23 protein-coding genes are annotated in these 26,968 nt (G+C 70.3%); 12 read left to right on the top strand and 11 right to left on the bottom strand.

The genetic code is table 11. The features are described 5' to 3' along the window. Positions 1–7 precede the first annotated feature (7 nt). Both corA and E3T61_RS00985 read right to left on the bottom strand, forming a co-directional pair. The gene (gene corA / locus E3T61_RS00990; protein ID WP_134639054.1) at positions 8–1,024 is read right to left on the bottom strand and encodes a magnesium/cobalt transporter CorA; all 1,017 of its coding nucleotides are present in this window, start codon (positions 1,022–1,024) and stop codon (positions 8–10) included. A gap of 76 nt (positions 1,025–1,100) precedes the next feature. Further along, positions 1,101–1,718 (bottom strand): hypothetical protein, encoded by a 618-nt coding sequence (locus E3T61_RS00985; protein ID WP_134639053.1) that lies wholly within the window; start codon positions 1,716–1,718, stop codon positions 1,101–1,103. A gap of 169 nt (positions 1,719–1,887) precedes the next feature. Between E3T61_RS00985 and E3T61_RS00980 the strand changes: the two genes are divergently transcribed. Together E3T61_RS00980 and E3T61_RS00975 are read left to right on the top strand one after the other, a co-directional pair. After that, a complete protein-coding gene (locus E3T61_RS00980; RefSeq protein ID WP_134639052.1) occupies positions 1,888–2,646 on the top strand; it encodes a 4'-phosphopantetheinyl transferase family protein in 759 nt (252 codons plus the stop codon). 105 nt (positions 2,647–2,751) lie between these two features. Further along, a complete protein-coding gene (locus tag E3T61_RS00975; RefSeq protein WP_241992316.1) occupies positions 2,752–3,162 on the top strand; it encodes a hypothetical protein in 411 nt (136 codons plus the stop codon). Here the strand turns inward: E3T61_RS00975 and E3T61_RS00970 are convergent. Beyond that, the gene (locus E3T61_RS00970) at positions 3,144–5,594 is read right to left on the bottom strand and encodes an HAD-IC family P-type ATPase (protein ID WP_134639051.1); all 2,451 of its coding nucleotides are present in this window, start codon (positions 5,592–5,594) and stop codon (positions 3,144–3,146) included. The two genes, E3T61_RS00975 and E3T61_RS00970, sit on opposite strands and share 19 nt — an antisense overlap. A 103-nt stretch (positions 5,595–5,697) precedes the next feature. Between E3T61_RS00970 and E3T61_RS00965 the strand changes: the two genes are divergently transcribed. Further along, a complete protein-coding gene (locus tag E3T61_RS00965; RefSeq protein ID WP_134639050.1) occupies positions 5,698–6,090 on the top strand; it encodes a four-helix bundle copper-binding protein in 393 nt (130 codons plus the stop codon). Between the two features lie 62 nt (positions 6,091–6,152). On the opposite strand, the gene E3T61_RS00960 is transcribed toward E3T61_RS00965, so the two are convergent. The 3 genes from E3T61_RS00960 to E3T61_RS00950 all read right to left on the bottom strand — a co-directional run bounded on the left by E3T61_RS00960 (position 6,153) and on the right by E3T61_RS00950 (position 12,813). Further along, positions 6,153–7,490 (bottom strand): M1 family metallopeptidase, encoded by a 1,338-nt coding sequence (locus tag E3T61_RS00960; protein WP_241992314.1) that lies wholly within the window; start codon positions 7,488–7,490, stop codon positions 6,153–6,155. Between the two features lie 5 nt (positions 7,491–7,495). Beyond that, entirely contained in the window at positions 7,496–11,473 is a 3,978-nt protein-coding gene (locus E3T61_RS00955) for a Pls/PosA family non-ribosomal peptide synthetase (protein ID WP_420898456.1), read from the bottom strand. A gap of 359 nt (positions 11,474–11,832) precedes the next feature. Beyond that, positions 11,833–12,813 carry a DMT family transporter gene (locus E3T61_RS00950; RefSeq protein WP_198418619.1) on the bottom strand — a complete coding sequence of 327 codons (981 nt, stop codon included), beginning with the start codon at positions 12,811–12,813 and terminating at the stop codon, positions 11,833–11,835. Between E3T61_RS00950 and E3T61_RS00945 the strand changes: the two genes are divergently transcribed. Next, the gene (locus tag E3T61_RS00945) at positions 12,812–14,245 is read left to right on the top strand and encodes an aminotransferase-like domain-containing protein (protein WP_198418618.1); all 1,434 of its coding nucleotides are present in this window, start codon (positions 12,812–12,814) and stop codon (positions 14,243–14,245) included. The genes E3T61_RS00950 and E3T61_RS00945 overlap by 2 nt on opposite strands. On the opposite strand, the gene tcuA is transcribed toward E3T61_RS00945, so the two are convergent. The 3 genes from tcuA to E3T61_RS00930 form a co-directional block, all read right to left on the bottom strand. Next, positions 14,242–15,711 carry an FAD-dependent tricarballylate dehydrogenase TcuA gene (gene tcuA / locus E3T61_RS00940; protein WP_241992313.1) on the bottom strand — a complete coding sequence of 490 codons (1,470 nt, stop codon included), beginning with the start codon at positions 15,709–15,711 and terminating at the stop codon, positions 14,242–14,244. The genes E3T61_RS00945 and tcuA overlap by 4 nt on opposite strands. A 110-nt stretch (positions 15,712–15,821) precedes the next feature. Next, positions 15,822–16,523 carry a response regulator gene (locus E3T61_RS00935; RefSeq protein ID WP_134639045.1) on the bottom strand — a complete coding sequence of 234 codons (702 nt, stop codon included), beginning with the start codon at positions 16,521–16,523 and terminating at the stop codon, positions 15,822–15,824. Further along, positions 16,520–18,193 (bottom strand): sensor histidine kinase, encoded by a 1,674-nt coding sequence (locus E3T61_RS00930; RefSeq protein WP_134639044.1) that lies wholly within the window; start codon positions 18,191–18,193, stop codon positions 16,520–16,522. The genes E3T61_RS00935 and E3T61_RS00930 overlap by 4 nt, the downstream gene beginning before the upstream one ends. Positions 18,194–18,307: 114 nt before the next feature. Here E3T61_RS00930 and E3T61_RS00925 point away from each other — a divergent pair, with 114 nt between their 5' ends. The 5 genes from E3T61_RS00925 (at position 18,308) to E3T61_RS00905 (ending at position 22,324) form a co-directional block, all read left to right on the top strand. Next, positions 18,308–19,288, top strand: coding sequence for a Bug family tripartite tricarboxylate transporter substrate binding protein (locus E3T61_RS00925; RefSeq protein WP_134639043.1), 981 nt, complete (start codon positions 18,308–18,310; stop codon positions 19,286–19,288). Next, positions 19,285–19,923: a tripartite tricarboxylate transporter TctB family protein gene (locus E3T61_RS00920; RefSeq protein WP_134639042.1), complete on the top strand. Its 639-nt coding sequence runs from the start codon at positions 19,285–19,287 to the stop codon at positions 19,921–19,923. The genes E3T61_RS00925 and E3T61_RS00920 overlap by 4 nt, the downstream gene beginning before the upstream one ends. Position 19,924: 1 nt before the next feature. Further along, positions 19,925–21,499, top strand: coding sequence for a tripartite tricarboxylate transporter permease (locus tag E3T61_RS00915; RefSeq protein WP_134639041.1), 1,575 nt, complete (start codon positions 19,925–19,927; stop codon positions 21,497–21,499). Positions 21,500–21,696: 197 nt separating this feature from the next. Continuing rightward, positions 21,697–21,999 (top strand): hypothetical protein, encoded by a 303-nt coding sequence (locus tag E3T61_RS00910; protein ID WP_134639040.1) that lies wholly within the window; start codon positions 21,697–21,699, stop codon positions 21,997–21,999. Positions 22,000–22,126: 127 nt separating this feature from the next. Next, positions 22,127–22,324 (top strand): hypothetical protein, encoded by a 198-nt coding sequence (locus E3T61_RS00905; protein WP_134639039.1) that lies wholly within the window; start codon positions 22,127–22,129, stop codon positions 22,322–22,324. 8 nt (positions 22,325–22,332) lie between these two features. Here E3T61_RS00905 and E3T61_RS00900 read toward each other — a convergent pair whose 3' ends face one another. Continuing rightward, on the bottom strand, positions 22,333–22,536 hold the full coding sequence (locus E3T61_RS00900) for a hypothetical protein (RefSeq protein ID WP_134639038.1): 204 nt from the start codon (positions 22,534–22,536) through the stop codon (positions 22,333–22,335). A gap of 164 nt (positions 22,537–22,700) precedes the next feature. On the opposite strand from E3T61_RS00900, the gene E3T61_RS00895 reads away from it, so the two are divergent. From E3T61_RS00895 to E3T61_RS00885, 3 genes are all read left to right on the top strand, one after another. Then, the gene (locus E3T61_RS00895; protein WP_134639037.1) at positions 22,701–23,612 is read left to right on the top strand and encodes a hypothetical protein; all 912 of its coding nucleotides are present in this window, start codon (positions 22,701–22,703) and stop codon (positions 23,610–23,612) included. A 19-nt stretch (positions 23,613–23,631) separates the two neighbouring features. Next, complete coding sequence (locus E3T61_RS00890; RefSeq protein WP_134639036.1) at positions 23,632–25,446, top strand: helicase HerA-like domain-containing protein; 1,815 nt, start codon at positions 23,632–23,634, stop codon at positions 25,444–25,446. Between the two features lie 89 nt (positions 25,447–25,535). After that, the gene (locus E3T61_RS00885) at positions 25,536–26,477 is read left to right on the top strand and encodes a S1C family serine protease (protein ID WP_241992312.1); all 942 of its coding nucleotides are present in this window, start codon (positions 25,536–25,538) and stop codon (positions 26,475–26,477) included. 36 nt (positions 26,478–26,513) lie between these two features. On the opposite strand, the gene E3T61_RS00880 is transcribed toward E3T61_RS00885, so the two are convergent. Next, the gene (locus E3T61_RS00880) at positions 26,514–26,786 is read right to left on the bottom strand and encodes a DUF2277 domain-containing protein (protein ID WP_134639035.1); all 273 of its coding nucleotides are present in this window, start codon (positions 26,784–26,786) and stop codon (positions 26,514–26,516) included. Positions 26,787–26,968: the final 182 nt, after the last annotated feature.

Below are 26,968 nucleotides of genomic sequence, written 5' to 3'. Positions count from 1 at the left end.
CGGGCCTCTAGAGCCAGTCCTTGCGCTTGAACACGGCGTAGAGCCCGAAACCCATGGCAACCATCAGGGTGATCGCGAAGGGATAACCGAACTGCCATTTTAGCTCAGGCATGTGGGTGAAGTTCATGCCGTAGATGGTGCCGACCAGGGTGGGGGCGAAGAGGATCGCCGCCCAGCTGGAGATCTTCTTGACTTCTTCGCTCTGCGCCAGGCCGGTCTCGCTCAGTCGGCGGGTCTCGTCGTTCTGCCGTTGCGCGACGAGGGTGCTGTGCACCGTCAGGGCGTTCTGCAGCAATTGGCGAAACGCGTCGCCGCGTTCCACGACCCGGATGGTGTGGTCAAGCACATCGCGCAGGTGCCGGTGCAACTCCACATCCACGCCGTGCTTCTCAAAGCCCTCCTGCAGCGACTCGAGCATGCCGATCAGCGGCTGGGTGGCCCGCTGGAATTCGATGACCTCCCGGGACAGGGCATAGATGCGCCTGGACACGGCCTGGTCGCCGTCGAAGAGCTGGTCCTCGATCTCGTCGATGTCGTTCTCCAGCCCGGCGACCACCGGCGCGTATTCGTCGATCACCTGGTCGAGGATCGCGTAGAGCACAGCCTGCGGCCCGAACGCGAGAAGGTCGGGGGTGCTCTCCAGTCGTTGCCGCACCGACGCAAGGTCGGGCGATTCGGCGTGCCGGATGGTCACCACGAAGTCCGGGCCCACGAAGACGTGCAGTTCGCCGAACTCGACCCGTTCCTCCCGGTCGAGGTACCTGGCCGGCCGCAACACCAGAAACAGGGTGTCCGAGTACCGTTCGATCTTGGCGCGCTGGTGACCCTTGAGCGCATCCTCGATCGCGAGGTGGTGCAGGGTGAACTCGTCAGCGACGCTCCTGATCTCGTCATCGGTCGGCCGGTACAGTCCGATCCAGGCGAACCCGGCCTTCTCCTTCAGTACCTCGAAAACGTCCTGCAGGGTCTCCGGGGTCGCTACCCGTCGACCATCCACATAGATCGCGTCATCAATCAGCGCCACTGCCGCTCCTCACTCGCCGTACAAGTGTGGCACCGGCGGGTGTGTGCGGCGCGCACCGGCGTGGCGCACCGGCGTTTCAGTGCAGCTGACTGCCCACGCGCTGCGGACCCTCGTGCTTGCGATAGCTGGGGCTGAAGGAGAGCAGCACCAGGCCTACGCCGAGCACCGCCTGGCCGAGCGCCCAGCCGGGCAGCAGCGAGATGGCGCCGCCGGCGAGGATGAAAACGGCGGGGAGAATCCGGTACACGCGAGCGCGCAGGATGGCGCTGCCCAGCAGCAGCCAGCCGACCCCGAACACCGCGGCGGTCAACAGAAGCCCGAACGCGAAGGAGCCGGGCCGTTCGGAACCGTCGAGGAGGGCGGGTGCGACGCGGCCGAGGGTGGGATAGAGGAACGCCTCCGCCCAGAACTGGCCGCTGAGCAGGATCGTGCCGGTGCCGGCAACTACCGCGGCGGAGAAGCCGAACGGGCCGATCTGCTTGGCATGGCGCTCATAGATCGACACCAGCGAGAGGATCAGCAGCAGCGTTCCGCCGAGCAGGGCCAGCGACCGCACGGCGTACACCGGACTTTGCGCGAGTTCACTGAGCGGGGCACCGGTCAGGCGTAACGCCTGGTCCAGGATGCCGCCGATCAGGAAAACCGACCCGGCGGCGAGAGTGGATGGCTTCGCCAGACCTTCGAACCTCTTCACTGCAACCTCACCCACCGCCTGGAGCCTCGACAGCCCCGCACGCCGGTGTGCATCCAGAAGGGCTGGTCCCGTTGATTCTCGCACCGTCACGGACCCGGAACAAGGTCCCTGCGGGTCGGCCTGTTCGGGCACCGACCGCGACGGATGCCGACGGCGTTAGGGTGAGGGCGTGCCCGATGCTCCTGCCCCCGTCAACGGCCTGCCGGCGACCGGTTTGCCGGGCAGCGCCCGGCCGGGCGGCAGCCCCGGGGCGATCGATCTGTCGCGCACCGTGGCCGTGGCCGTGGGTGAGCGCGCGAACACCAAGGCCGGCGACCATGCGCTACTCGCTGACCTCGTGGCCCGGTTGACCGGCGTGGACGCCGCATCCGTCAGCCTCACCCAACGATGCCCCCGCTGCGGCGCGGGCGAGCACGGCCCGCTGCGGGTGAGAATCGCCGGCTCCACCTCCGGCGTGCCGCGGGTGAGCCTGGCCCGGTCCGGCGACCTGCTCGCCCTCGCGGTCACCGCGGCCGGCCCGGTGGGCATCGACCTCGAGTCGCTCGCCGACCTCGCCCGCGCTCCGCTGGACGACGTGGCGCTCTCCCCCGCCGAAGCCGTGGCCCTCGCCCCGCTGCAGCCGGCCGCCACGGCAGCGGCCCTTGCAACCATCTGGACGACGAAGGAGGCCGTGCTCAAGGCCGCCGAGGTGGGTCTCCGGACCGACCCCCGTGACCTCTCGGTCACCCTCGAGTCGGCTGGCAGGCTCCACGATCGCTCGCCTGGCCCGACCGATCGCCGAACCGTGTCCTGGCCCGAGGCCCCCTTCTCCGTCAACGACGTACAGGTGTGGCCTGTGGCCGCCCCGCCGGGCGCAGCGGCCACCGTCGTCGTAGTCTGCGCCCGGCGCCCCGCCCTGGTCATGGTCACGGCACCTCCGCCGCGGTGATTGCGCAGATGGCCTCGGCGTCGGTATTTTGGGCGCAAGAACGGTTCGGCCTGCCCTGTCGGTTCGGCGGAGCGGAGCCTGGGCCCCGGTGAGGAGGAACCGTCGATGACGGGTCAGGAGCATCCGCGGCGCCCCGGCTGGGTGACCTGGGCCGTGATCGTGATGTACATCGGCGGGATCGCCCAGATCGCGCTCGGGATCGTGACCCTGTTCTTGCGCTACGCCCCCGACGTGGCCGCCGACGGTATCGCGTTCGGGGTCACCCTGGTCGGAGCCGGCATCATCCTGTTCGGCCTGTTCGTGATCGCCCTCGCCTCCGGGGTGGCGCGCGGCAGCCGGGCGTCGCGGCTGAGCGCGACGGTGGTGATCCTGCTGGGATTGGCCCTGGCGATCACCGATCTGGTGGTCGCCGACGACGGGGACTGGTCGGGGGTGACGATCCAACTGGTTCTGGTGGCAGCCGTGCTCCTGCCGCTGTGGGTGGGGCCGGGCCGCCGCTACTTCGCCGTGCGCTGAGACGACGCCCGCTCCGCGTCGCGGCGGGAGACCCGCCGGTGCACGAACCGCACGACCTCGATGAGCGCGATGCACACCAGCGAGGTGCCGAGCGCGAGCGCCGCCGTGGGCAGGGTGAGGTCGACCAGCTGGAGGAAGTCGCGACTGATCGGCAGGCTGTACATCAGGATCAACCCGATCATCATGGCGCCGATGACGACCCCCTTGAAGCGAGTGACGGGACGGGACAGCACCACGAGGATCCACAGGCCGACGATGGTGAGGATGAGAGTGGACCCGCTGCGGATCTCCGGCTCCGGAATCGCCAGGTCCGCCGCGAGCCGGGCATAGACGGCCAGGCCGAGGGTCACGGCGAGGCCGGCCGGCACCGCGAAGGTCAGCGAGCGGCGGAGGAACCCGGGGATGTACCGCTGCGCGTTGGGCAGCAACGCGAGGAAGAACGCCGGGATGCCGATGGTCAGCCCGTCGGTGACCGACAGCTGCCTGGGCAGGAACGGGAATGGCAGCAGCAGGATGCCGAAGGTGATCGCGAGGAACGTCGCGTACGAGGTCTTGGTGAGGAAGAGCATGGAAACACGTTCGATGTTCGCGATCACCTGTCGCCCCTCCGCGACGACACTGGGCAGGTGTGAGAACCGCCCGTCGAGCAGGATCAGCCGGGCAACGGCCTTCGTGGCGGCCGCGCCGGAGTTCATCGCAATGCCGATGTCCGCCTCCTTGATGGCGAGCGCGTCGTTCACCCCGTCGCCGGTCATGGCCACGGTGTGCCCGGCCGATTTGAGCGCCACCACGATGCGGCGCTTCTGGTCGGGTGTGACCCGGCCGAACACCAGGTAGTCGTCGAGCACCGTGAGCAGCCCGGCATCGGTGTCGGGCAGCTCGCGGGCGTCAAAGCCGGACGGCGCATCCAGACCCACCTCGCGGGCGATCGCCGCGACGGTCTGGGGGTTGTCACCCGAGATGATCCGCACGCCCACTCCCTGCGCCGCAAAGAAGGAGAGCGTCTCGGCGGCGTCGGGCCGGATGTTCTCCTTGAAGGTGAGCAGCACGACGGGCACGGCGTCGACGGGCACGGTTTCGTCGTGGGTCGGGCGGCCGTGCGCGAGAACCAGGGTGCGCCGACCGGTCGCGGCGAGCTCGCCGGCCCGGCGGGAGAGTTCCTGAAGCACGGGGTCGCCGGTCGCGGCGGCCGGGAACACCATCTCGGGCCCGCCGAGAACCCACATCTCGTCGCCGAAGACGACGGCGCTCCACTTGCGTGCAGAGGAGAACGGAACCCGGTCCGTTGGTTCCTCCTCGACCGGTTGCTCGAACCGGCCGGCCAGGCTGCGTGCGGTGGCGTTCGCATCGTTCTGCACCCCGTACCAAGCCAACACCCGCTCCCAGCCGGCAACAGCGGTGAGCGGATGCGCCGCGTCGAACACGATGTCACCCTGGGTGAGGGTGCCTGTCTTGTCGAGGCAGATCATGTCCACCCTCGCCAGCCCCTCGACAGCGGCCAGCTCCTGCACGAGCACCTGCTGCCGGGCCAGCTTCACGGCACCCACCGCGAAGGTGATGCTGGTCATGAGCACCAGGCCGAGCGGCACCATCGCCACAACGGCGGCGATGGTGGCGGTGACCGCGTCCCGCCATGCCCCGCCGGCTGTCGCCTCCTCCCAGCCGCCCTGCGCGATCATCTGGGCGTTGAGCACCAGCAGCGCGATCGGACCGATGATCCAGGCCACCCAGGTGAGCACCCGGTTGATCGAGGACCTGAGCTCCGACGCCACCAGGGAAAACTTCTTCGCCTCGGCGGCGAGGGAGTTGGCGAAGGAGTCGGCGCCGACCCTGTCGACGGCACCGGTGCCCTCCCCGGCCACGACGACGGAGCCGGACAGCACCCGGTCACCCGGTGCCTTCTCGACGGCATCCGATTCGCCGGTGAGCATGGATTCGTCGAGTTGTAGGCCGCGGGAGCCGACCACGATCGCATCGGCAGCGACCTGATCACCGGCCCGCAATACGAGGATGTCGTCCAGCACGACCGCCTCGACGTCGATCTCCTCCTCGCCCGTCTCGCGGAGCACGCGGGCGTTCGGGGCGTTGAGGAGCGCCAGCCGGTCCAACGCCAGTTTCGCGCGGTACTCCTGCACCGTGCCGATAACCGCGTTCGCGATGGCGCTGAAGCCGAATAACGCATCCTGCCACCGCCCGATCGCGAGGAGAACGAGGAAGCAGGCCAGAATGATGCCGTTGAACAGAGTGAGCACATTGGCCCGCAGGATGCTCCAGATGCTGCGGCTGGTGTCTTGTACGAAGACGTTGGTGCGGCCGCTGGCCACGCGTTCCTCAACCTCAGCGGCAGTCAACCCGGTCGCAGCAATGGTCACCGTGTGTCCCTTCTCACCCGACCGGCCAAGCCCGGCAGCGGCCACATTACCTCCGGTCATCCCCGTGTGCACCCTCGCTGTCGTGACGTCCACGCGACCGGGGCCGGCAGCCGAATCAGCGTGGGGCTAGCACCCCGTGGGTCTTCGGGATTAGCGTGAAGAGATGGACGACAACCGGTTCGCCGCAGCCCCGCCGGTGGAGGTGCAGGACTGCATCGCCGCCTGCACCGAACTGGAGAGAATCAGCGAGGACTGCGCGGCGGCCTGCCTGCGGCTGGACGGCGACGACGACGTCACGGACTGCTTCCTGGCCGACCTGGACTGTGTGGAGGTCTGCGCGGCCACGAATCGGCTGCTCGGGTGGCGCTCCCGCACCGACGGGCCCACGACTCAGGCCATGCTGCAGGCCTGCCGGGAGGCCGCATCCGTCTCCATCGCGGCCTGTGAACGGATGCTGCGGGACCGGCCGGACTGGCACTCCTGCGTTCCCGCCGCGCACCGCGCCTTCGCGGCCTGTACGGCACTCCTCGCGGCGTACGAGCCCGACGCTGTGTAGCGCGGCAGCGCTCAGGTCAGCGGTAAGCGGTGAACGGGTCCCTCAGGCCCGCCGGAAGGCGTTCATGCGGTACCCACCTGCGGCAGGCTTTTACCAGCCACCCAGCGGGCGATGATCTTTTCGGCCACGCGGGTCCCGGAGGCCACCTCGAAGCAGCCCAGCAGATCGTCAGTGGTGACGCTGCCATGCCGGTGGGTGCGGCTGTACGCGCGCAGCGCGGTGAAGAAGGCCTCGTCGCCGATCGCCTGGCGCACCGCGTGCAGGGCCAGCGCCCCGCGCTTGTAGACCCTGTCGTCGAACATGTCGTGCGGACCGGGGTCGGCCACGACAAGGTTCTTGGGCAGCAGGTCCAGCTCGGCGCGGTGCAGCACGGCGTTCGCGTGGGCGCTCGGCCCGCCGCTGGCCTCGGCCCAGATCCACTCTGCGTAGCAGGCGAAGCCCTCGTGCAGCCAGATGTCGGCCCAACGGGTGAGGGTGAGGCTGTTGCCGAACCACTGGTGCGCCAGCTCGTGCGCGATCAACCGGTCGCTGCCGTGCAGGCCGTCGACGTGATTGCGGCCGAACACGGCCAGGCCGTGCGCCTCGAGCGGGATCTCGAGCTCGTCGGCGGTGACGATCACCGAGAACGCTGGGAAAGGGTACGGGCCGAACGCCTCGCTGAACACCGCGATCATCTCGCCGAGCCTGGCGAAGTCCACCGCCACCGGCCGGGCCAGCGCGGGCGGGTAGAAGAGGCTGTACGCCACCGGGGTGGCGGTCACGTCCTGCCGGCGGTACCGGCCGATCTGCACGCTGGCCAGGTACGCGGCCATGGGCTCGCGCACCTCGAAGGTCCAGGTGGTGCGGCCGGACCTGCTGCTCTTGGCCACCAGCGGCCCGTTGCTCACGACCGTGTACGGGGCCTCACAGCACAGCTGGATGCGGAAGGTGGCCTTGTCGCTGGGGTGGTCGTTGCAGGGGAACCAGGACGGCGCCCCGCTGGGCTGACCGGCGACGAGCACCCCGTCGGTGAGTTCCTCCCAGCCCAGTTCGCCCCAGTGGCTGCGCACCGGATGCGGCGCCCCGCGGTAGCGCACCACCACCTCGAACCTGTCACCGGCGGTCAGCGGCACGGCGGGGGTGAGCACCAGTTTGCGGGCGGCATGCACGGTCTTGACGGGCGCGACGCCGTTGACCGTGACCCTGTCGACGCTCAGGCCGGCCAGGTCCAGGCTGAACCGGCCGAGCCCGGTCAGGGCCCGCGCCGTGATCGTGGCGATCGCGGTCAGCCGGTTCGTGGCGACCCGGTAGTCCAGCTCCAGGTCGTAATGCTCCACCGTGTACCCGCCGTTGCCGCTGGCCGGAAGGTAGGGGTCCCCCGCGGACGCGGACCCCAGAATGGTGGGCGTGGACTGCAACATAAGGATCAAGTCTTCCATGGCGGCCGGTGCCACGGCGCAATCGGGTTGCCGGACCAGAGCGAATCGGTGGGCACCCGCTCGCCGCGCATCACCAGCGACCCCGGTCCGACGGTGGCGTGATCATCGATCCGCGCCGCCGGCAGGATCACGCTGTTGGGGCCCAGGGTGCCTCCGGCACCGATGTGCACGGTGTCCAGTTGCATGATCCGGTCGTGGAACAGGTGGGTCTGCACCACACAGCCCCGGTTGACGCTGCTACCGGCGGCGAGGGTGACCAGGTCGGCCTCCGGCAGCCAGTACGACTCGCACCAGACGCCGCGGCCGACGGTGGCGCCCAGCGACCGCAGCCACAGCGCCAGCCACGGGGTGCCGGCGGCGTTCTGAGCGAACCAGGGCCGCGCCACCATCTCCACGAAGGTGTCCGACACTTCGTTGCGCCAGATGAACGACGACCAGAGCGGATGTTCGGCGGCCCGGATCCGCCCCACCAGCAGCCACTTGGCGGCGGTGGTCAGCGCTGCCGCCGCCGCTCCGGCGGCGATCAGCACAATACCGGAGACGAGCAGGGCCAGGCCGGGGCCGCCGAGCAGCCAGAACACTTCGAGGGTGGCGAGCACACCGAGCGCGATCCATGCCGAGGCGAACACCGGCACCAGCCGGAGCACCTCCCAGAGCGACCGGGCCAGGCGCAGCCGGGCCGGCGGGTGGAAGGTTCGACCCTCGTCCATGTCGGTCACCCGGCGGCGCAGCCGCGCCGGCGGGTTACCGAGCCAGGAGGAGCCACGCTTGGCCTTCTTCGGGGTGGACGACAGCACGGCCACGAGGCCGTCCCGCGGCACGGTGCGGCCGGGCCCGGCGATGCCGCTGTTGCCCAGGAACGCCCGCCGGCCGATCTTGGCCCGGCCGATGCGCATCCAGCCGCCGCCGAGCTCGTAACAGGCGACCATGGTGTCGTCGGCGAGGAATGCGCCGGGGGCGATGGTGGTGAGCGACGGGACGAGCAGCACCGTGGAGGCTTCGACGCCCGGGCCCACCTTGGCGCCGAGCAGCCGCAGCCAGACCGGGGTGAGCAGGCTGGCGTAGAGCGGGAAGAGCAGGGTGCGGGCACCGTCGAGGAGGCGTTCTGTCATCCAGACCTGCCAGCCCACCCGGCTGCGCACCGGGTGGTGACCCTCGGTCAGGCCCAGGCCGAGCAGCCGCACGGCGCCGATCACGGCACCGGCGTAGAGCAGGCCGGCGGCGAGGACGGCCGGCGGCACCGCCAGCGCGGCGCGGCCGGCCGCGGTGCCCAGGCTGGCGGCGTCGCCGATGACCAGACCGATGATGAGCACCCCGAGCAGCACGGCGGCGGTGGGAATGGCGGTGAGGCCCACCGAGCCGGCGCCGTAGGCGAGCAGCCAGCGGCGCGCGTTCGCCGGCCGTTCGGCGGGCCAGGCCCGGCGGGCGGAGCCGACCCGGCTGGCGGGGGAACCGGCCCAGCGTTCGCCGCGCGGCACCCGGCCGGAGACGGCGGAGCCCGGTTCGATCTCGGCGCCCTCGCCGATCTTGGCGCCGCCGAGCAGGGTGCTGCGGGAGCCGATCACGGCCTCGGCGCCGATGCGCACCCGGCCGATGCGCAGGGTGTCGCCGTCGAGCCAGTAACCGGCCAGGTCCACCTCGGGTTCGATGGCGGCGCGTTCGCCGATGCTGAGCAGCCCGGTGACCGGCGGCACCGAGTGCAGGTCGACGCCGGGTTCGATGCGGGCGCCGAGCAGCCGGGCGTAGTAGCTGATCCACGGCGCCCCGGCCAGGCTGGCGGCGTCGACGAAGTGCGCCACCTGCTCGGCGAGCCAGAGCCGAAGGTGAACCGAGCCGCCACGCGGGTAGTTTCCCGGCTTCACTCCCCTGAGCAGCAGCCGGGCGGCCGCGACCGAGATGCCCATCTTGCCCAGCGGGGTGACCAGCAGCACGAACCCGGCCAGGACCGCCCACCACGAAACGGTGGGGGCGAAGGATGCGCCGGCGGCGGCGAGAACGTTGTTGGCCGCTGCCAGGTAGACCAGCCATCTGGCGCCCACGAGCAGGTGCAGCGGCACGCTCAGCAGGCTCTGCAGCAACCCGGTGCGGGCGGGGGTGGGCAGCACCTGCCGGGTGGCCCTGGCTGCCGGTGGGGTGCGGCCGTCGAGTTCGTCGGCGAGGGAGCCGATCCGCGGGTGGTCGTAAATGTCGCTGATCCGGGTGTCCGGGAAGCGTTCCCGGATCGCCGAGACGAATTGGGCGGCCGAGAGGGAGCCGCCGCCGTAGGCGAAGAAGTCGCTGTCGGCGTCGGCGACGGGCAGGCCGAGGATCGCGGCCCAGTGTTCGGCGAGCCAGGCGGCGGTGGCGCTGAGCGCATCCGTGCCGGCCGCGTCGGCACCGGCCAGGCTGGGCAGCGGCCAGGGCAGGGCGGCGCGGTCGACCTTGCCGGAGGTGCGGGTGGGGATGGACTCCACCACGGTGAGCAGCGGCACGAGGGCCGCAGGCAGCGCCACCCGCAGGGCCGCGGTGGCGGCGGGCAGGTCGAAGGCCCCGGGGTTCTCCGGCACCGAATCGACCAGGGAGAGGTAGCCGACCAGCACCTGGTTGCCGGCCGGGGTGGTCTGCACGACCGCGGCGGCACCGGCCACGCCGGGCAGCGCCTGCAGGGCGGCGTCGATCTCGCCGAGTTCGATGCGTCGGCCGCCGAGCTTGATCTGGTCGTCGGCGCGGCCGACGAACACGAGCCCTTCAGGGTCGAAGCGCACCAGGTCGCCGCTGCGGTAGGCGCGCTCCCAGCCGAGTTCGCCGTGCGGGGCGTATTTGAGAGCATCCTGGGCCGTGTCGAGGTACCGGGCCAGGCCCACGCCGCCGATGATCAGTTCCCCGGTCTCGCCGGCGCGCACCCGCTGGCCGGCCGGGTCGACCACGGCCAGGCTCCAGCCGTCCAGCGGCAGGCCGATGCGCACCGGGTCGCTGCCGTCGAGCAGGGCGCCGCAGGCCACGACGGTCGCCTCGGTGGGGCCGTAGGTGTTCCACACCTCCCGGCCGCGTGCGCTGATGCGGGCGGCGAGCTCGGGCGGGCAGGCCTCGCCGCCGAAGATCACCAGGCGCACGTTCTCCAGCGCCTCCTCAGGCCAGAGGGCAGCGAGGGTGGGCACCGTGGAGACCACGGTGATGCCGTGCGCGATCAGCCACGGACCGAGGTCGGCGCCGCTGCGCACCAGCGAACGCGGGGCCGGCACCAGGCAGGCGCCGTTCCGCCAGGCCAACCACATCTCTTCGCAGGAGGCGTCGAACGCGACCGACAGGCCGGCCAGCACCCGGTCACCCGGGCCGATCGGTTCGTTGGCGAGGAACAGGCCCGCCTCGGCGTCGACGAACGCCGCCGCCGAGCGGTGGCTGACGGCAACGCCCTTGGGCACGCCGGTGGAACCTGAGGTGAAGATGATCCAGGCGTCGTCGTCCGGGCCGGGCATCGGTTCGCCCCAGTGCGCCAGCGACGGATCCTCCTCGGCGGCGAGGGGCCGGTCGGTGAGCACCCCGGCGTCCAGGCCGTCGCGCACCGTGAACACCCCGTGGGCGCCGATCACGCCCACCACCCGGGCTTCGCCGAAGACCAGGCGGGCGCGTTCCTCAGGGTCGTCGGCGTCGACGGGCACGTAGGCGGCGCCCACGACGAGGGTGGCCAGAATAGACAAGTAAAGCTCGCGGGTGCCCGACGGGATGCGGATGCCGACCGTGTCTCCGCGGCGCACGCCGGCCTGGCTCAGCCGCACGGCCTGGTCGTTCACCAGGCGCACCAGCCTGCGGTAGCTCAGGGCCCCTGCGGCGTCTTCGAGGGCGAGGGCGGTGGGGTGTTCCTCGGCGGTGGCCAGCAGGATCTCGACCAGGGTGCGCTCGGGGTGAACCAGGTGGCCGGCATCCAGCACGCCCTGCTCGTGTGCGACCTGCTCGTTGTCGGCCTGCTCGTTCTCAGGCGTCGCCACAGTGCCGGTCTCCGTCGCATGGGTACGCGGGGTGTTGGCCGCGGCCGTGCTGGCCGGCGCTGTGACGGTCTGGGCGAGGGAGTCGGCTGAGCGCTTATCGGGCTCTGGATGGTTCGGGGGCACGCACGCTCCTGTCCGGCTTTCGCGACAACCGCGACGCGGCCAGCCTAAGGCGATCAGGTAACCGGCGGGTGAACGCACGTCACACCCGTTCATTCTGCTCCGCAACCCCCGCCGTGTCCCTGTTCCCGCACCTTCCAGGAAGGAAAAAGTGAAACAAAAAGGGCGAGATTGCCAATTCGGTCCCTTTCAGCTCACGTTCTCCTGAGACGCGTTCGTCGCCCCGGCGGGGATGCGGGTCAGCGGATGCGGGCCCGCACGGCCGTAGCCGCGCAGAGGATCACCGCAAGCGCACCGACCAGTACGACAGGATCGAGCCGTTCGCCCAGCAGCAGGGTCGCCCAGACGATGGTGAGCACCGGTTGCACCAACTGGATCTGGCTCACCCGGGCGATCGGGCCGATGGCCAGGCCGCGGTACCAGGCGAAGAAGCCCAGGAACATGCTCACCCCGGCCAGGTAGGCGAAGGCCAGCCAGGCCGGCGCATCCGCCTCGGGCCAGCCGGAACCCAGGCCCGCCAGCATCAGCGGCAGCATCACCGGCAGCGCCACGATCAGCGCCCAGCAGATCGTCTGCCAGGAGCCCAACTCGCGGGAGAGCAGCGCTCCCTCGCCGTAGCCGATGGCCGCGAGCGCCACGGCGCCCACCAGGAGCAGGTCGGCCGGCGCCAGAGTGTGCAGGCCACCGCTGGTGAGGGCCACGAAGCCCGCCACCGCCACCACCCCGAGGCCGCTGGCCAGCCAGAACCGTGCCGACGGCCGCTCCCGCGCCCGCAGCACGGCCACGATGGCCGTGGCCGCGGGCAGTAGCCCGATCACGACCGCTCCGTGCGCGGCCGGCACGGTCTGCAGCGCGTACGAGGTGAGGATCGGGAAGCCGGCGATGACCCCGGTAGCCACAACCGCCAGGCGCACCCACTGCCCACCGCGCGGCAACCGCTGCCGCAGCGCCGCGAGCACGCCGATGGCCAGCAGCCCGGCCAGCACGGCTCGGCCGGCGCCGACGAACAGCGGGTCGAGCTGGTGGACTGCGACCCGGGTGAGCGGCAGCGTGAACGAAAACGCGAGCACACCCAGCAGGCCGAACAGCAGGCCGGCGGTGGACGAGGCGTGCGGTTCGGCCGGATCAGCCGGGGCGGCGACGGGCGTCCCCGCGGGGGTTACGGCCGGCGCGGATAGCAGTGGCGGCGAGGACACGATAGCGCTATTCTCTGGTTTCATGGAAGAGGATAGCACCCGAGTGGCCGGGACCGACGGCGAGTCCGCCCACCTCGCCATCGAGCGCCGGCTCCGCACGTTGACGGCCACCCGACCGGCCGGTGAACGGCTGCCGTCCACCCGCACTCTGGTGCGGGAGCACGCCGCCAGCCCGCTCACCGTGCAGCGGGCGTTGCAGCGCCTGGTGATCGAGGGTCTCGTGGAGACCCGGCCGGGCGCCGGCAGTTTCGTCGCGCGTCGGTCCGGTGTGCACCGGGCCGATTTCGGCTGGCAGACCACGGCGCTGGGCCCGGCGCGCACCGGCGCAGACGCCATCGGTGCGGCCATGGCAAGCGCCGGCCCCGGCGTGATCTCGCTGCACTCCGGCTACCCGGCCGAGGAACTGTTGCCGACCCGGCTGGTGCGTTCCGCCCTGGTGCGAGCGGCCCGCACAAGCACCGCCGTCGAACGGGCCCCGCTGGCCGGGCTGCCCGAGTTGCTCAGCTGGTTCGCGGCGGAGCTGGCGCCCGCCGGGGCATCCGCCGTGGCCCCGCCGTCCGCCGACGACGTGGTGATCACGCCAGGCGGCCAGAGCGCGCTGTCGTCGATCTTCCGTGCCTTGGCCGCCCCTGGCGACGCCATCGTGATGGAATCGCCCACCTATTGGGGCGCGATGGCCGCCGCCCGGCAGGCCGGCCTGCGGGTCGTGCCGATCGGCCGCGGGGCTGCGGCGCCGGATCCCGGCGACCTCGACGATGCCCTCGGCGCCAGCGGTGCGCGCCTCTTCTACGCCCAGCCGCACTTCGCCAATCCCACCGGTGCGTTCTGGACCAGCGACGAGCGCGCCGGGATCCTGGCGGTCATCCGCGCGCGGGGCGTCTACCTCATCGAGGACGACTGGGCCCATGACTTCGGCATCGACACGGATGTGGCGCCGCTGGCGGCCGACGACGCGAACGGCCACGTCGTCTACGTGCGCTCGCTCACCAAGAGCGTCTCCCCCGCCATCCGCGTCGGCGCCGTCGTGGCCCGCGGCCCGGCCCTGGCCCGGATCCAGGCCGACCGCACGGTGGACGACCTCTACGTCAGCGGCATCCTGCAGGCCGCCGCGCTCGACGTGCTCACCGACCCCGGCTGGCGCAGCCACCTCACCCGGTTGCGCGGGTCACTCCGCGCCCGGCGCGACGAGCTGGCCCGGCAGGTGCGCGGCCAATTGGGGGCGGATGCGCTCGAGCTGGTTCCCCGGGGCGGCCTCAACCTCTGGCTGCGCCTGGCGGACGGCGTCGACATGCCCGGCCTGGCCCGACGCAGCCGCACCGAGGGAGTTCTGTTCTCCCCCGGCGACGACTGGTTCCCCGCCGAACCCACCGGCTCGTTCCTCCGGCTGAACTATTCCAGGGCCCGCCCCGAGATCTTCGAAGAGGCCGTGGCCAGAATCGCCCGCCTGCTGCCCTAGGCCAGCTGGCCCGCGCGGCGGCCGAACACCATGCCGGCGGTGAGTCCGGAGCCGCCCGGGTAGTTCTTCGAGAACAGGCCGCCGAGCGCTTCGCCGCAGGCGAAGAGGCCAGGGATCTCTCTGCCGTCCTCACGCAGGACCCTGCCGTGGGTGTCGGTCTTGAGCCCGCCGAAAGTGAAGGTGATTCCGCAGGTCACGCCGTAGGCATAGAACGGGCCCGTCTCCAGCGGCGAGGCCCAGTTGCTCTTCGGCGGCAGCACTGCCGCACGCCGGCCGTCCTTGACCGTGGGGTCGAAGGCCGTGGCGCGATCGATCGAGCCGTTGAACTCCGCCACCGTGCGGGCGAACGCCGCCACGGGGATGCCGATCTTCTCGGCCAGCTCCTCGAGGGTGTCGGCGACCTCGACCGAGATGCCGGGCATGTCGTATTCCTCGGTGCGCAGCATCGGGCGGAGCGTTGCGTCGAAGATCTGCCAGGCAACCGATCCGGGCTGCGCGAGGATCTCGCGGCCGTATTTGGCGTAGGTGTAGTTGCGGAAGTCGGCGCCCTCGTCGAGGAAACGTGCGCCCTCGCGGTTGACCAGGATGCCGAGCGGGTAGGACTGCCGGGTGAGGCGGTTGGTGAGAACCCGGTTGGACTCGTTCTGCGCGGTGAAGGCATCCCACTGCACCGAGTGGCAGGTCGTCCAGTCGCCGCCGCGCGCCGCGCCGTGCCGCAGCCCGGCCTCGAGCAGTTCGCCAGTGTTAAACGGCGTGCCCCGCACCTTGGCGTTCTGCCAGCCGGGGCCCATCTCGGATTCGCGTAGGGTCGGGCTGGCCTCGAAACCACCGGATGCGATGATCACCGATTGCGCGTGGAGCTCGCTTCCGTCGGCGAGACGCACCCCGACGACCCGGCCCGCGTCGGTCAGGACCAGGTCGACGACGTGCTGGCCGTAGCGGATCTCCACGCCCTCCTCGAGGGCGACCCTGGTGTGGTCGGCGATCAGGCCCTCGCCGCCGCCCACGTTGCCGATGTGCAGACCACCCCAGAAGAGGTACGAGCCGTCGGGGCGGTCGTAGGCCTGTCGCTCGTACATGAGCCGGTAGTTCAGCCCAAGACCCGCGAGCCACTCAACGGTCGGGCGGGCCTCGTGCACGAGCACTTCGGTGAGGTCGGGGTCGTTGCCCCCTTCGGTGACCTTGACCAGGTCGGCCCGGAAATCGTCGATCGAATACGGTGGCACGATCGAGCGGTCGTGTCGTTCGTCCGGCTGCACAAGTGGCCGCAGGTCGTCGAGCCCGTCGTGCGGCACCCGGGTCGCGCCCGCGGTGTAGAAGCTGTTGCCCCCGGCCTCGTCCTGCTCACCGCGCTCGAGCAGCAGCACGCGACGGCCGCGCCGCGCCGCGGCATGCACCGCGCTGAATCCGGCGTTTCCGCCGCCCACGACGATCACTTCGACTTCGGTCGCTGCTTTGCCAGTCACTTCATCCTCCTTGACGAATATCTCGACATCGAGATTCTTCATCGATCGTAGGACGCCCGGATTCGCCGACGTGATTTAGGCCATATTGGACGTAGTGGCCGCGGGATTGGTCATAAGCGCTCCAGGCCTTTCCAGCGGTAGAGGTTCTGCGGCCGGCCCACGTCGCCGTACTTCGCGGTCACCTCGACCTCCTCGAGCAGGGCGAAGTGTTCGAGGTATCGTCTGGCGCTGACCCTGGACATACCGAGCACCTCGGCGAGGGCCGCTGCCGTGATCGGCACGCTGTTCGCGCGCAGGGCCTCGATGACGAGCCGGGCCGTGTTCTCGGAGAGCCCTTTCGGTAACGCCGCCCGCGCCCCGGCGACCTTCCGCCCCTGCATCGAGTCGATTTGGGCCTGGGTGAGATCGGTGGCGTCGAACGAGGAGGTGTCCGCTCGGCGCGCGGCGTAGCGGCGCATCCGCGCGGTGAAGTCCTCCGGCCGGAAGGGTTTGAGCAGGTAGTCGACGACCCCCAGCTCCAACGCCTGCCTGACCAGCTCCGGGTCGGGCGCTGCGGTGACCATGATGACGTCCAGCGGCGCAACCGACGCCGAACGCACTGTGCGCAGAAGGTCAAGGCCCGAAGCGTCCGGCAGGAACATGTCCAGCAGCACGAGGTCCACGCCGCCCAGCGCGATCCGCGCTGCGGCAGCGGCGGCCGTCAGTTCGGTGCCCACGGCGTCGAAGCCGTCGATCGCGGCAAGGAACCGCCGGTGCAGGGCGGCCACGGCGAAGTCGTCTTCGACGATGAGCACCCGGATCGGGTCTGTCATGCGGGTGACTCCTCAGGGTGGGGTGATGCAGCGGATGGCGCTGGCAACTGCACCTGGAATCGTGCGCCGCCGAGGTCGGCACGGCCGATGCTGATCTCGCCGCCTCGCTTCGCGACGTGGTCGTGGACGACGGCAAGACCGATGCCGTGCCGCCAGCCGTCGGAGTCCTTGGAGGTCTGGCCCGCCTCGAAGATGCGCAGCGCGTCGGCCTCGCTCACCCCCGGCCCGTCGTCATCGATGATGAGCTCGAGCCCGTCGGCATCGCCGAACAGGAAGACGTCGATGCTCGTCCGGGCGGCCTCGATGGCATTCGAGAGTAGGTTACCGACGACGGTGAGCTCCGCCGGCCCGACCGCGACATCGGGCGCCACCCGGCTGTCTTCGGAAATCGTCAGCGTGAGGCCTTCAGCGTCGGCTTGCGCTTGCCGCGAGGCGAGCAGCGCCGCGAGCATCGGCGATTCGATGCGCTGCCACTGCCGTGAAGCACCGGGGCGCTCCGCGCGCGGCAGGCTGTCCAGGTAGGTGCGGGCGTCGTCGAACTCGCCGAGCCTGAGCAGGCCGGCGACCACGTGCATCCGGTTGTCAAAATCGTGAGCCTCGACCCGCAGCACGCCGGACCGAGCGCGCTCGTCGCCCAACGTCGCCAGCATCGACTCCAGCTCGCTGCGGTCCTGGATGACGAGGGTGCTGCCGACGTCGCGACCGTCGGCCACTGCCGTCGAGCGTGTCACAACCAGGGTGCGCCCGGCGGTGACCAGCTCTTTCGTGTCCGGTCGGCCTGTTCGCTCGAGCAACGCGGCGACGGCGGCGGGGAGCGCCCGGCGCGCGTGCATGCCCTCGACCGGCCCATCCACGGCCAACAGCCGCTTCGCCCCGGCGTTCATGAACGCGATCCGACCGTCATCGTCGATGCCGATGACGCCGTCCTGCACCCCGTCGGTCATGGCCGCCCGGGACTGGACGAGGGCGAGCATCTCCCCCGGCTCGACCCCGTACAGCCGGCGCCGCAGCCGGGCAGTGACGGTCCACGACACCACCAGGCCGAGAAGCACCGCGACGAGGGTCGGCAGGATGATCTGCAGCGCCCGCCCGGCCACCTCCTGCTGCACGGCTCGCAACGGCACGCCTGCCGAGACCGTGCCGACGATCCGGCCGTCCGGCGCGATCACGGGAACCTTGGCGCGCAGGGTCAGCCCGACGGGACCGTCTTCCTCCGAACCCACGAACCGCTCCCCGGCGCGCACGCCGGAGTGGTCGCTCGAGACCGGTTCACCCACAAGCTCCGGCCAGGGGTGGGCGACGCGCAGATTGTCCAGGTCCACGACGGTGATGTAAGACACTTCCGCCGCCTTCTGCATGGCCGACGTGACGGGTTGGATGGCGGCGTGCGGATCCGGTGATTGCAGGCCCTCGATGACGACGGGAAGAGTGGCGACGCTGTCGGCGAGAACCTCGAGGTCGCCCTCGGCCGAGTGCCGGACCTGATCGGCCTGCACGAAAACCGCGATCCCCGCCGCGACGGCCGCGATCACCGTGATCACGCCGACCTGCGCGACGAACAGGCCGAAGGCGAAGCCCCGGCGTCGTGCGGCCGTCCGTTCGTCGGGGCGCATCCGCAACCGCGGGCGCCGCAGCCACGACTCTCGAGCGTTGTGTTGTGGTGAGTTCATCGCGACCGAATTGTCCAATATGGCTAGATATGTGCGCAACGGCGCTCGGGGCGATGAGTCGACGTAGGTTTGGGCCTCAATCGATCTCCTACAACGTCGTAAGGGTGTTCTCTCGTGAAACAAGTATTACGCACCATCGCGTTCAGCTCGGCGGTGGCGTTGATCACAGGCCTCGCCGTGGCCAACGCTGCCGCAACCGGATCGTCCTCGACGGTCCGCAACAAGTTGACCGTGATGGCCCCCGCCTCGCCCGGTGGCGGCTGGGACGGATTCTCCCGCGAGTCGCAGGCTGCCCTGCGCTCGGAGGGCATCGTCAACAACGTTCAAGTGGCCAACGTCCCCGGGGCCGGCGGCACCATCGGGCTCTCCCAGCTCGTGCAGATGAGCGGTCGTGACGACATCCTGATGGCCACCGGTGGGGTGATGATCGGTGCGGTCTCGCTCGGCGACACCCCCGAATCGCTGCAGGACGTCACGCCGATCGCCCGCGTCGCCGACGACTACGCAGCCTTGGTGGTGCCGGCGGACTCCCCGATCACCTCGCTCGACGACTTCATCGAGGTGTGGCAGGCCGACCCCGAGGGAACCTCCATCGCGGGAGGGTCGCTCGGCTCCATCGACCACCTGATGACCGGCCTCCTGGCCGGGGCCATCGGGCTCGACCCCGAACAGGCCAACTACATCGCCTACTCGGGCGGCGGCGAGGCGCTCTCGGCGTTGCTCTCACACACGACCACCGGTGGCATATCGGGCTACAACGAGATCTCCGGACAGGTGGAGGCCGGCCAGTTGCGGGTTCTCGCGGTCTCGTCGCCCGAACGCATGCCCGGCGTGGAGGTGCCGACGTTCATGGAATTGGGTGTCGACGTCACCATGTCGAACTGGCGCGGCTACGTCGCCCCGCCGGGACTGGACGAGGCGCAGACGGCGGAACTGGCAGCGATTGTCGAGGAGATGCAGGCCTCCTCCGCCTGGCGCGAGGTTCTCAAACGCAACAACTGGACCGACTCGTACCTGGTGGGGCCCGATTTCGAGGCGTTCCTGGTCGAGCAGCAGACGGAGATCGACACGATCATTGAGGAGCTGGGACTGTGACCACCGCATCGACCGCACCCGCTGGTGCCCATGCCCCACAGGAGCTGGGCGGCCCTCGCCGGAGATCCTGGTGGACCGGCCGTGGCGAGCTCTCGGTGGGGCTCCTGGCCCTGACCGCCGCCGCCCTGCTGATCGTGGGTACCGTCACGATGAACGTGCGCGGCGACCAAGAGCCTGGCCCGCAGTTCTTCCCGATGATCGTGATCGGCCTCCTGCTCGTCACCGGCGGCTGGGTCACCGTGCAGGCACTGCTGCCCCGCCGTTCACCCGCCCGGGTATGGCACCGCCCCGATATCTCGGAGGACATGCTCGCGGATGTCTCCGGCACCAACACCGAGCTCATCAAGCTCGACCACCTGCACGCCGCAGCCGGCGCAGAAGAGGAGACCACATTCGACTGGCGCACGTTCGGGCTCGTGCTCGGCGCTGTCGTGCTTTTCGCCGTACTGCTCGACCCGGTGGGCTGGATCTGCAGTGCCGCGATCCTCTTCTGGCTGATTGCGTACGCGCTCGGCAGCCGTCGTCCGGTCTTCGACATCGGCGTCGCCCTCGCTCTGAGCTCGGCAGTGCAGCTCGCCTTCAGCGCCGGACTGGGCCTTGCCCTGCCTGCCGGCTTCTTCGGATGGATCTTCTGACATGGACCAGATCACACTTCTCCTCGAGGGATTCTCGGGTGCGCTCACGCCCATCAACCTGCTGTGGGTGCTCATCGGCGCCGTCCTCGGCACCGCCGTGGGCGTCCTGCCCGGACTCGGCTCATCGATGGCTGTGGCACTGCTCCTGCCGGTGACCTTCAGCCTCGACCCGACGGCGGCGTTCATCATGTTCGCCGGTATCTACTTCGGCGGGCTGTTCGGCGACTCCACCGCCGGCATCCTGCTCAACACGCCGGGCAACTCGTCGGCGATCGCGTCCTCATTCGAGGGCAACCGGATGGCCAAGAGCGGTCGGGCAGGCAAGGCGCTCGCCACCGCGGCTCTCGGCGCGTTCTTCGGCGGCACTCTGGCCACACTCGTCACCGTCTTTGCGATGCCCCTGCTCGTGTCGATGGCAACGATGTTCGGCCCGGCCGAGTACTTCGCCCTGGCGGCGTTCGCCTTCCTCGCCGTGAGCTCGGTCGTCTCCGAGTCGATCGTGCGCGGACTGCTCTCGCTCGGGATCGGCCTCGCACTCATGCTGATCGGCATCGACGGGCCCAGCGGCACGGAACGCTTCACCTTCGGCATGCCGCAACTATTCGACGGCCTGTCCATCGTGGTCATCACCGTGGGGCTGCTTGCCCTCGGTGAGGTCTTCTCGGTGGCCTCCCGCATCCACCGCGAAGACGGCTCCGTGCAGATCATCCAGCAGGGGCGCGCCTGGCTCAACCTCAGCGACGTCAAGCGCGCCGCCCCGGCGTGGGTGCGCGGCACGGCGTTCGGGCTCCCGTTCGGCATCATTCCCGCCGGCGGCGCCGAGGTGCCCACCTTCCTGGCCTACGGAACCGAGAAGCGGCTGGCGAAGGCCCGTGGTGACAAGAACTTCGGCACCGTCGGCAGCATCCGGGGTGTCGCGGCGCCGGAGGCGGCGGCCAACGCCACGGCCGGCACCGCGATGGGCGCCCTGCTTGCCCTGGGCCTGCCGACCTCGGCCACGGCGGCGATCATGCTCGCCGCATTCCAGCAGTACGGCCTGCAGCCGGGACCGCTGCTCTTCGCGCGCACACCCGACCTCGTCTGGACGCTCATCGCGTCGCTGTTCATCGGCCTGGTCGCGCTGCTCATCCTCAACATGGGATTCGCCTCGCTCTGGGCGAAGCTCCTGCTGGTGCCCAAGCACTACCTTTACGCCGGCATCACCGTGCTCGCCGTGCTCGGCGTCTACGCCATGGGTTCATCGGTCGTGGACGTCTGGGCGCTCATCGCGATCGGACTCATCGGTCTGTTGATGCGACGCTTCCGCATTCCGCTGGCGCCGGTCATGATCGCCGTCGTCCTGGGACCGCTCGCCGAGACCGAACTGCGGCGCGCGCTGGCGGTGTCGGCAGGCGACGCGAGTGTTCTGGTGTCCAGCCCGTTCACGATCACCCTCTACGCGATCCTCGCGATCATCACCGTGGTCTCGGTTGTGCAACACCTGCGCAAGCGGCAGCGCACGGCCCGTGCGGCCGTGGCCGGCTCCGAACCGACCTCGGAGGACGCGCCGGCGAGCGAGAGCTCGACGCGCAGCTGACGCGTCAGCGGGATGCGCAACTCCCGCTGTTTCGACGGGCGCCGCGGTCCGCCCCCGGAATCCCGGGGCGGGCCGGGGCCCCCGTGCTCGGCACGAGAATACTGGGGGTCCGCTGCCAGGTCCGGCGCCGGGCAGCCGGGGCGACGTGACGGACTCTCGGACTCCCTAGACTGAGAGAGAGAAGGGGACGATTCCGGATGAGCAAGGACAAAAGCAAGGAACCGCGCGACGAGTTCGACCGTATCCAGATTCCCGAGTTTCTGACCCGGCCGTTCGAGCGCCTCACCGGCGGCCCGGCCGTCAGCACCCCGACCCGGCCCGGTCCCGGAGACCGCTCCGAAAGCAGCACGAACGTCGACAGCGACGCGGATGCCGATACCGGCGAGAATCCCGACGACACCGAGCCCGTGCAGCGTCAGTGGTGGGCCGGCTACAAAGGCAAGCTGCTGCTCTACGGCGCTGGCACCCTCGTCATGGTCTTCCTGCAGTCCCGCGGCTGACCCCGACTACATCGCACGCAGTACACAGGTTCATCCCTTCAGGGGATGCCTGCCTCGATGGGATTCGGGACTATGGATATACCGATCCAGTCCACCCGATCGGCAGCCGCCCATCGAGAGGAATTTCATGACCACGATCCTGCACACCCTTCCCTCCAGCCGCTCGCTTCGTCCCGTCGTGATGACGGCGAGCGTCGTGACGGTGTCGCCCGGTGGCCACGGCCCCGCCGACCTCCCCGTCAGCATCGACCGGGCACCCGCGCACGCCATGGACCGGATCGCGCTCTGGGCGGACCAGCCCGGCGGCGTCGAGCGCGCGGCGTAACACCCCGATCAGGGCCCGACCAGCACCAGCAGCACGTGATACACGACGTACGCCGGCCAGACGATCGCCTGGAGCAGACCGAGGATGAACGCCCAGAATGATCCGTCCGACGTGGAGATGAAGTAGATGGCGGCGCCGACGTAGGCCAACAGGAAAAAGAATCCCCACGACCCGTCCCGCACGATCACACTGCCTCGACCATCCGTTGCCATCAGACCCTCCGCTCCGCGGAAATTACCTGACTAACCGATGGAACACAGGGTAACCGCGCTGCCCGCAAAGCGATACCGGCACCGGTGCGTTCCGGCCGGCACTTGCGGCAGGCGACGCATCGGGGATGCTGGCGTCCGGGGTCTGCGCGGGCGATGATGGTGCCATGGTCGCTGCCCTCGCCGTGCTCGCCCGGGAGCTCTACGGTCTCCAGCCGGAGGGCTTCACCGCCGCGCGCAACGCCAGGGCCGGGGAGCTGAAACCCTCGGACGCCGCTCTGGCGAAACAGGTCGCGGTGCTGCGCAAGCCCGCACCCGCCGCCTGGGTGGTGAATCTTCTCGCCCGGGAGCACCCCGACGATCTCACGGCGCTCCTCGACCTCGGCGAGCGGATGCGAACCGCCCAGGAGCAGCTGGACCGGGACGCGTTGCGCCGGCTCGGCAGCGAGCGCCGGGCCGCCGTCACCGCCCTTGCCCAGGCGGGTGCCGCGCGAGCCGCCGGACTCGGCCACCCGCCCACCCCGGCCGTGCTCGGCGACGTCGAACAGACCCTGTTGGCCGGCACGTCGGATCCCGCCGCCGCCGGGGCTGTCGCCAGTGGACTGCTCATCAAGCCGCTACGGGCCGGCGGTTTCGACCCCGTCGACCTGCACGGTGCCGTCGCCGTGCCGGATGCGGCGCCCTGGGTCGCGTCGCCTGGCAGCGCCCAGAGTCTCGCACCGCCGGACCCCGTACAACTGGCCGATGTCCGGCGACGCAAAGAGGCCAGGGCGAAAGCCGAACGCCGGGAGCACGATGCGGACGCCGCCGCCGCCGAGGTCGACGCGCTCGAGCGTCGCGCCCACCGGCTCGAACTTCGCCGGGCCAGCCTGGAGGCGGAGATCGCGGAGCTTCGGGAGCAGCTCGGCACGGCCGAGGCGGCGCTCGCGGCTGTCACCGACGATGACAGCGCGCTGACCGAGGCCCGTGCCCAGGCCACCCGTGCGGCCGACGACGCCAGCGCCCGCGCCCGGGATGCCCGAGACGCCGCCGACGCCCTCGAGAAAACCGACCGACACGCCGGGCCGCCAGCCTCTTGACGGCGGCTAGGATACCGCCATGACTCCCAGTGATGAGGTCAACGCGGTCAGCCGGCTCAAGGCCAAAGCGGATGCGGCCAGAGCCGCCGCGCTGCGCGCCCAGGCCGACGCGGAGGAAGCCGAAGCCCAGCTGCGCCTGGCGGAGGACGAGGCGCACACCGTCGCCGAGTCGCCCGCGCCACCGTCCGGCCCCGTCGGCCCCCTCGACGAGACCCAGGTCGAGGCGATCCGGTCCGGCTATGGCTTCGACGGGCCCGCACTCGAGCTCGGCGCCCTCGTCAACGGTGAGGTCCGTCCCGACGTGCAGATCCGCATCCCGTTGGCCATGACGAACCGGCACGGGTTGGTCGCCGGGGCGACAGGCACCGGGAAGACCAAGACGCTGCAGGTGCTCGCCGAACAGTTGTCGGCGCACGGGGTGCCGGTGTTCGCCGCGGACATCAAGGGCGACCTCTCCGGCATCGCCAGCGCCGGCACGCCCAACGACAAACTGCTCGCCCGCACCTCCGCGCTCGGTCAGGACTGGGCCGGCGCCGCCTCCCCCACCGAGTTCTTCTGCCTGGGCGGCCTCGGCCACGGCATCCCGATCCGGGCCACCGTGGCCGGCTTCGGCCCCTTGTTGCTGAGCAAGGTCCTCGGGCTCAACGACACCCAGGAGTCCAGTCTGGGCCTGGTCTTCCACTATGCCGACGAGGCCGGCCTGCCGCTGTTGGATCTCACCGACCTGCGGGCGGTGCTCAGTTTTCTGATCAGCGACGACGGCAAGGGCGAACTCACCGGCCTCGGTGGGCTCTCCAGCAGCACCGTCGGCGTCATCCTGCGCGAACTGATCACCTTCGCCGACCAGGGCGCCGATGTGTTCTTCGGTGAGCCCGAGATCGACACCAGCGAGTTCCTCTCCGTCACCGCCGACGGCCGCGGCCTGGTCAGTCTGCTCGAGGTGCCCGGGGTGCAGGACCGGCCCGCGCTGTATTCCACGTTCCTGATGTGGTTGCTCGCCGACCTGTTCAACGACCTGCCCGAGGTGGGCGACCTGGAGCGGCCCAAGCTGGTGTTCTTCTTCGACGAGGCGCACCTGCTGTTCCAGGACGCATCCAAGGACTTCCTGGCCGCGATCACCCAGACAGTGCGGCTCATCCGCTCGAAGGGGGTCGGCATCTTCTTCGTCACCCAGACACCGAAGGACGTGCCCGGCGACGTTCTCGCCCAGCTGGGTTCGCGGGTGCAGCACCAGCTGCGGGCGTTCACGCCCGATGCTGCCAAGGCGCTCCGGGCCACGGTCTCGACCTTCCCGCGGTCCGGCTACGATCTCGACGACGTGCTCACCGGGCTCGGCATCGGCGAAGCCGTCGTCACGGTGATGAACGAGCAGGGCGCACCGAGTCCGGTCGCGTGGACCCGGTTACGGGCGCCGTTGGGGTCGATGGCGCCCACCCCGGCCGCGCAGATCGAGGCCGGCATCGCCGCCTCCCCGCTGCTCGCCCGCTACGGCCGACCGGTCGACCGGGATTCCGCCCGGGAGATGCTGGCCAGCCGGCTGGAGGCCGCCACCCGGGTCGCCGAAGCCGAGCAGCAGGCGATCGACCAGGCCAAGGCCCACGCCGAGCTCGCGAAACAGCAGGCGGCCGCGGATGCGCAGCAAGCCAAGGCCCAAAAGAAGGCCGACGCCGACTACGAACGGCTCCGACGCCAGGCCGAAACCAGTTCCCGCACCCGCGCTCGCTCAAAGCCGCAGAAATCGGTGCTCGAAGAGGTGCTCGGATCCCCCGCCACCAAGACCATCCTCACCGGTATCGTCACGGGCATCTTCGGCACCCGCCGGCGGCGCCGCTGACCACGCGACCCGACTGCCCGCCATGCCCGCCGTCTGCTGGCAGCGAACGGCGCCCACGGTCGCTCCTCACCGACGTACGCTCTGGTGCCATGAACGATATGCCGCCGATGGATGACGACGGGCTGCTCGACGCCTACTCGAAAACCGTGATGGCCGTGGCGACGCGGGTGCTGCCGAGCGTGGCCAGTGTCACCGTGCGCAGTAGGCAGGGCGCCGGCACGGGCAGCGCGAGCGTGATCACCGGCGATGGCTTCCTGCTCACCAGCGCGCACGTCGTCGAGGGTGCCGGCGTGGCCGACGTCGGGTTCGCCGACGGCACCGGCAGCCGGGTCGACGTCGTCGGCCGCGACACTCTCTCCGACCTGGCCGTGCTGCACGCCCGCGGCCCCACCCCGCCGCCGGTGCAGCTCGGCGATGCCTCGCGGCTGCGCGTCGGCCAGGTCGTCATCGCCCTGGGCAACCCGCTCGGCCTGGCCGGCAGCGTCACCGCCGGCATCGTCTCGGCGCTCGGCCGGTCGCTGCCGACCCGGTCCGGGCGCGTGATCGACGAGGTGATCCAGACCGACGCCGCCCTCAACCCGGGCAACAGCGGCGGGGTCCTGGCCGACAGCGCCGGGCGTATGATCGGGGTCAATACCGCTGTGGCGGGCATCGGGGTGGGCCTGGCGGTGCCGGTGAACGTGTCTACCCGGGCGATCATCACCGCCTTGATGACCACAGGGCGGATGCGGCGGGCCTGGCTCGGCATCGCCGGCGCTCAGGTGCCGCTGCCGCCGGCCCTGGCCGCCCGGATCGGGTCGCCGACCGGCCTGCAGGTGGCCGGCGTCTCCCCGGGCAGCCCGGCGGCCCAGGCCGGGCTGCACCGCGGCGACATCGTGGTCGAACTCGCCGGTCAGCCGGTGGTCACGGCCACAGCCGTGCAACAGCTGATGGTCGAGGACGCGATCGACAAGCCCATCGAGATCACGGTCTGGCGAAACGGTGCCTTGGTCGACGCCATCACTGTGCCGCGGGAGCTTCAGGAGTCCTGACGCGGGCTCGCCGACCGGTTGGCCAGGACCGGTTGATCAAGCGGCGGCGAACCGTTTCGCCGAACGCTCCTTGGCCTTCTCCGCCTCCACCTCGCGGTTTTTCGGTGGTGCGGTCGTGACCAGGTCCTCCAGCAGGTGCCGCGAGATGTGCGCGATCTCTTCCACCGCCCGGTCGAAGGCCGCTTCGTTGGCCTTCGACGGCTTGGTCGAGCCGCTGATCTTGCGCACGAACTGCAGCGCCGCCGCGTGCACCTCGTCATCGGTGGCGGCAGGTTCGAAATTGTGAAGTTGATGAATGTTCCGACACATACTTCGAGGCTACCCAGCCGGGCCCGAGCACGGAAGTGCGAGAAAAGTGTTGCGCCGAGAGCGGATTGCCCACTACGGTGAGGCCTACGCCATACGACGAAAGGAGCTCAGCGTGATTACTCAGAAGATTGCATTCGCACTCCGTACCACCGCCGGCTTCGTCGGCGTCTTCACCGCCTGAT

It is taken from the genome of Cryobacterium lactosi (assembly GCF_004403945.1).
Taxonomy (GTDB): domain Bacteria; phylum Actinomycetota; class Actinomycetes; order Actinomycetales; family Microbacteriaceae; genus Cryobacterium; species Cryobacterium lactosi.
This window is presented reverse-complemented; position numbering and strand designations above follow the sequence as displayed.

Excerpts from the sequence above, each read along its gene's own strand:
- E3T61_RS00975 (WP_241992316.1), top strand. The coding sequence starts at position 2,752 with ATGACGGGTCAGGAGCATCCGCGGCGCCCCGGCTGGGTGACCTGGGCC.
- E3T61_RS00970 (WP_134639051.1), bottom strand. The coding sequence starts at position 5,594 with ATGACCGGAGGTAATGTGGCCGCTGCCGGGCTTGGCCGGTCGGGTGAG.
- E3T61_RS00965 (WP_134639050.1), top strand. The coding sequence starts at position 5,698 with ATGGACGACAACCGGTTCGCCGCAGCCCCGCCGGTGGAGGTGCAGGAC.
- E3T61_RS00960 (WP_241992314.1), bottom strand. The coding sequence starts at position 7,490 with ATGTTGCAGTCCACGCCCACCATTCTGGGGTCCGCGTCCGCGGGGGAC.
- E3T61_RS00945 (WP_198418618.1), top strand. The coding sequence starts at position 12,812 with ATGGAAGAGGATAGCACCCGAGTGGCCGGGACCGACGGCGAGTCCGCC.
- E3T61_RS00950 (WP_198418619.1), bottom strand. The coding sequence starts at position 12,813 with ATGAAACCAGAGAATAGCGCTATCGTGTCCTCGCCGCCACTGCTATCC.
- E3T61_RS00935 (WP_134639045.1), bottom strand. The coding sequence starts at position 16,523 with ATGACAGACCCGATCCGGGTGCTCATCGTCGAAGACGACTTCGCCGTG.
- E3T61_RS00930 (WP_134639044.1), bottom strand. The coding sequence starts at position 18,193 with ATGAACTCACCACAACACAACGCTCGAGAGTCGTGGCTGCGGCGCCCG.
- E3T61_RS00915 (WP_134639041.1), top strand. The coding sequence starts at position 19,925 with ATGGACCAGATCACACTTCTCCTCGAGGGATTCTCGGGTGCGCTCACG.
- E3T61_RS00910 (WP_134639040.1), top strand. The coding sequence starts at position 21,697 with ATGAGCAAGGACAAAAGCAAGGAACCGCGCGACGAGTTCGACCGTATC.
- E3T61_RS00905 (WP_134639039.1), top strand. The coding sequence starts at position 22,127 with ATGACCACGATCCTGCACACCCTTCCCTCCAGCCGCTCGCTTCGTCCC.
- E3T61_RS00900 (WP_134639038.1), bottom strand. The coding sequence starts at position 22,536 with ATGGCAACGGATGGTCGAGGCAGTGTGATCGTGCGGGACGGGTCGTGG.
- E3T61_RS00895 (WP_134639037.1), top strand. The coding sequence starts at position 22,701 with ATGGTCGCTGCCCTCGCCGTGCTCGCCCGGGAGCTCTACGGTCTCCAG.
- E3T61_RS00890 (WP_134639036.1), top strand. The coding sequence starts at position 23,632 with ATGACTCCCAGTGATGAGGTCAACGCGGTCAGCCGGCTCAAGGCCAAA.
- E3T61_RS00885 (WP_241992312.1), top strand. The coding sequence starts at position 25,536 with ATGAACGATATGCCGCCGATGGATGACGACGGGCTGCTCGACGCCTAC.
- E3T61_RS00880 (WP_134639035.1), bottom strand. The coding sequence starts at position 26,786 with ATGTGTCGGAACATTCATCAACTTCACAATTTCGAACCTGCCGCCACC.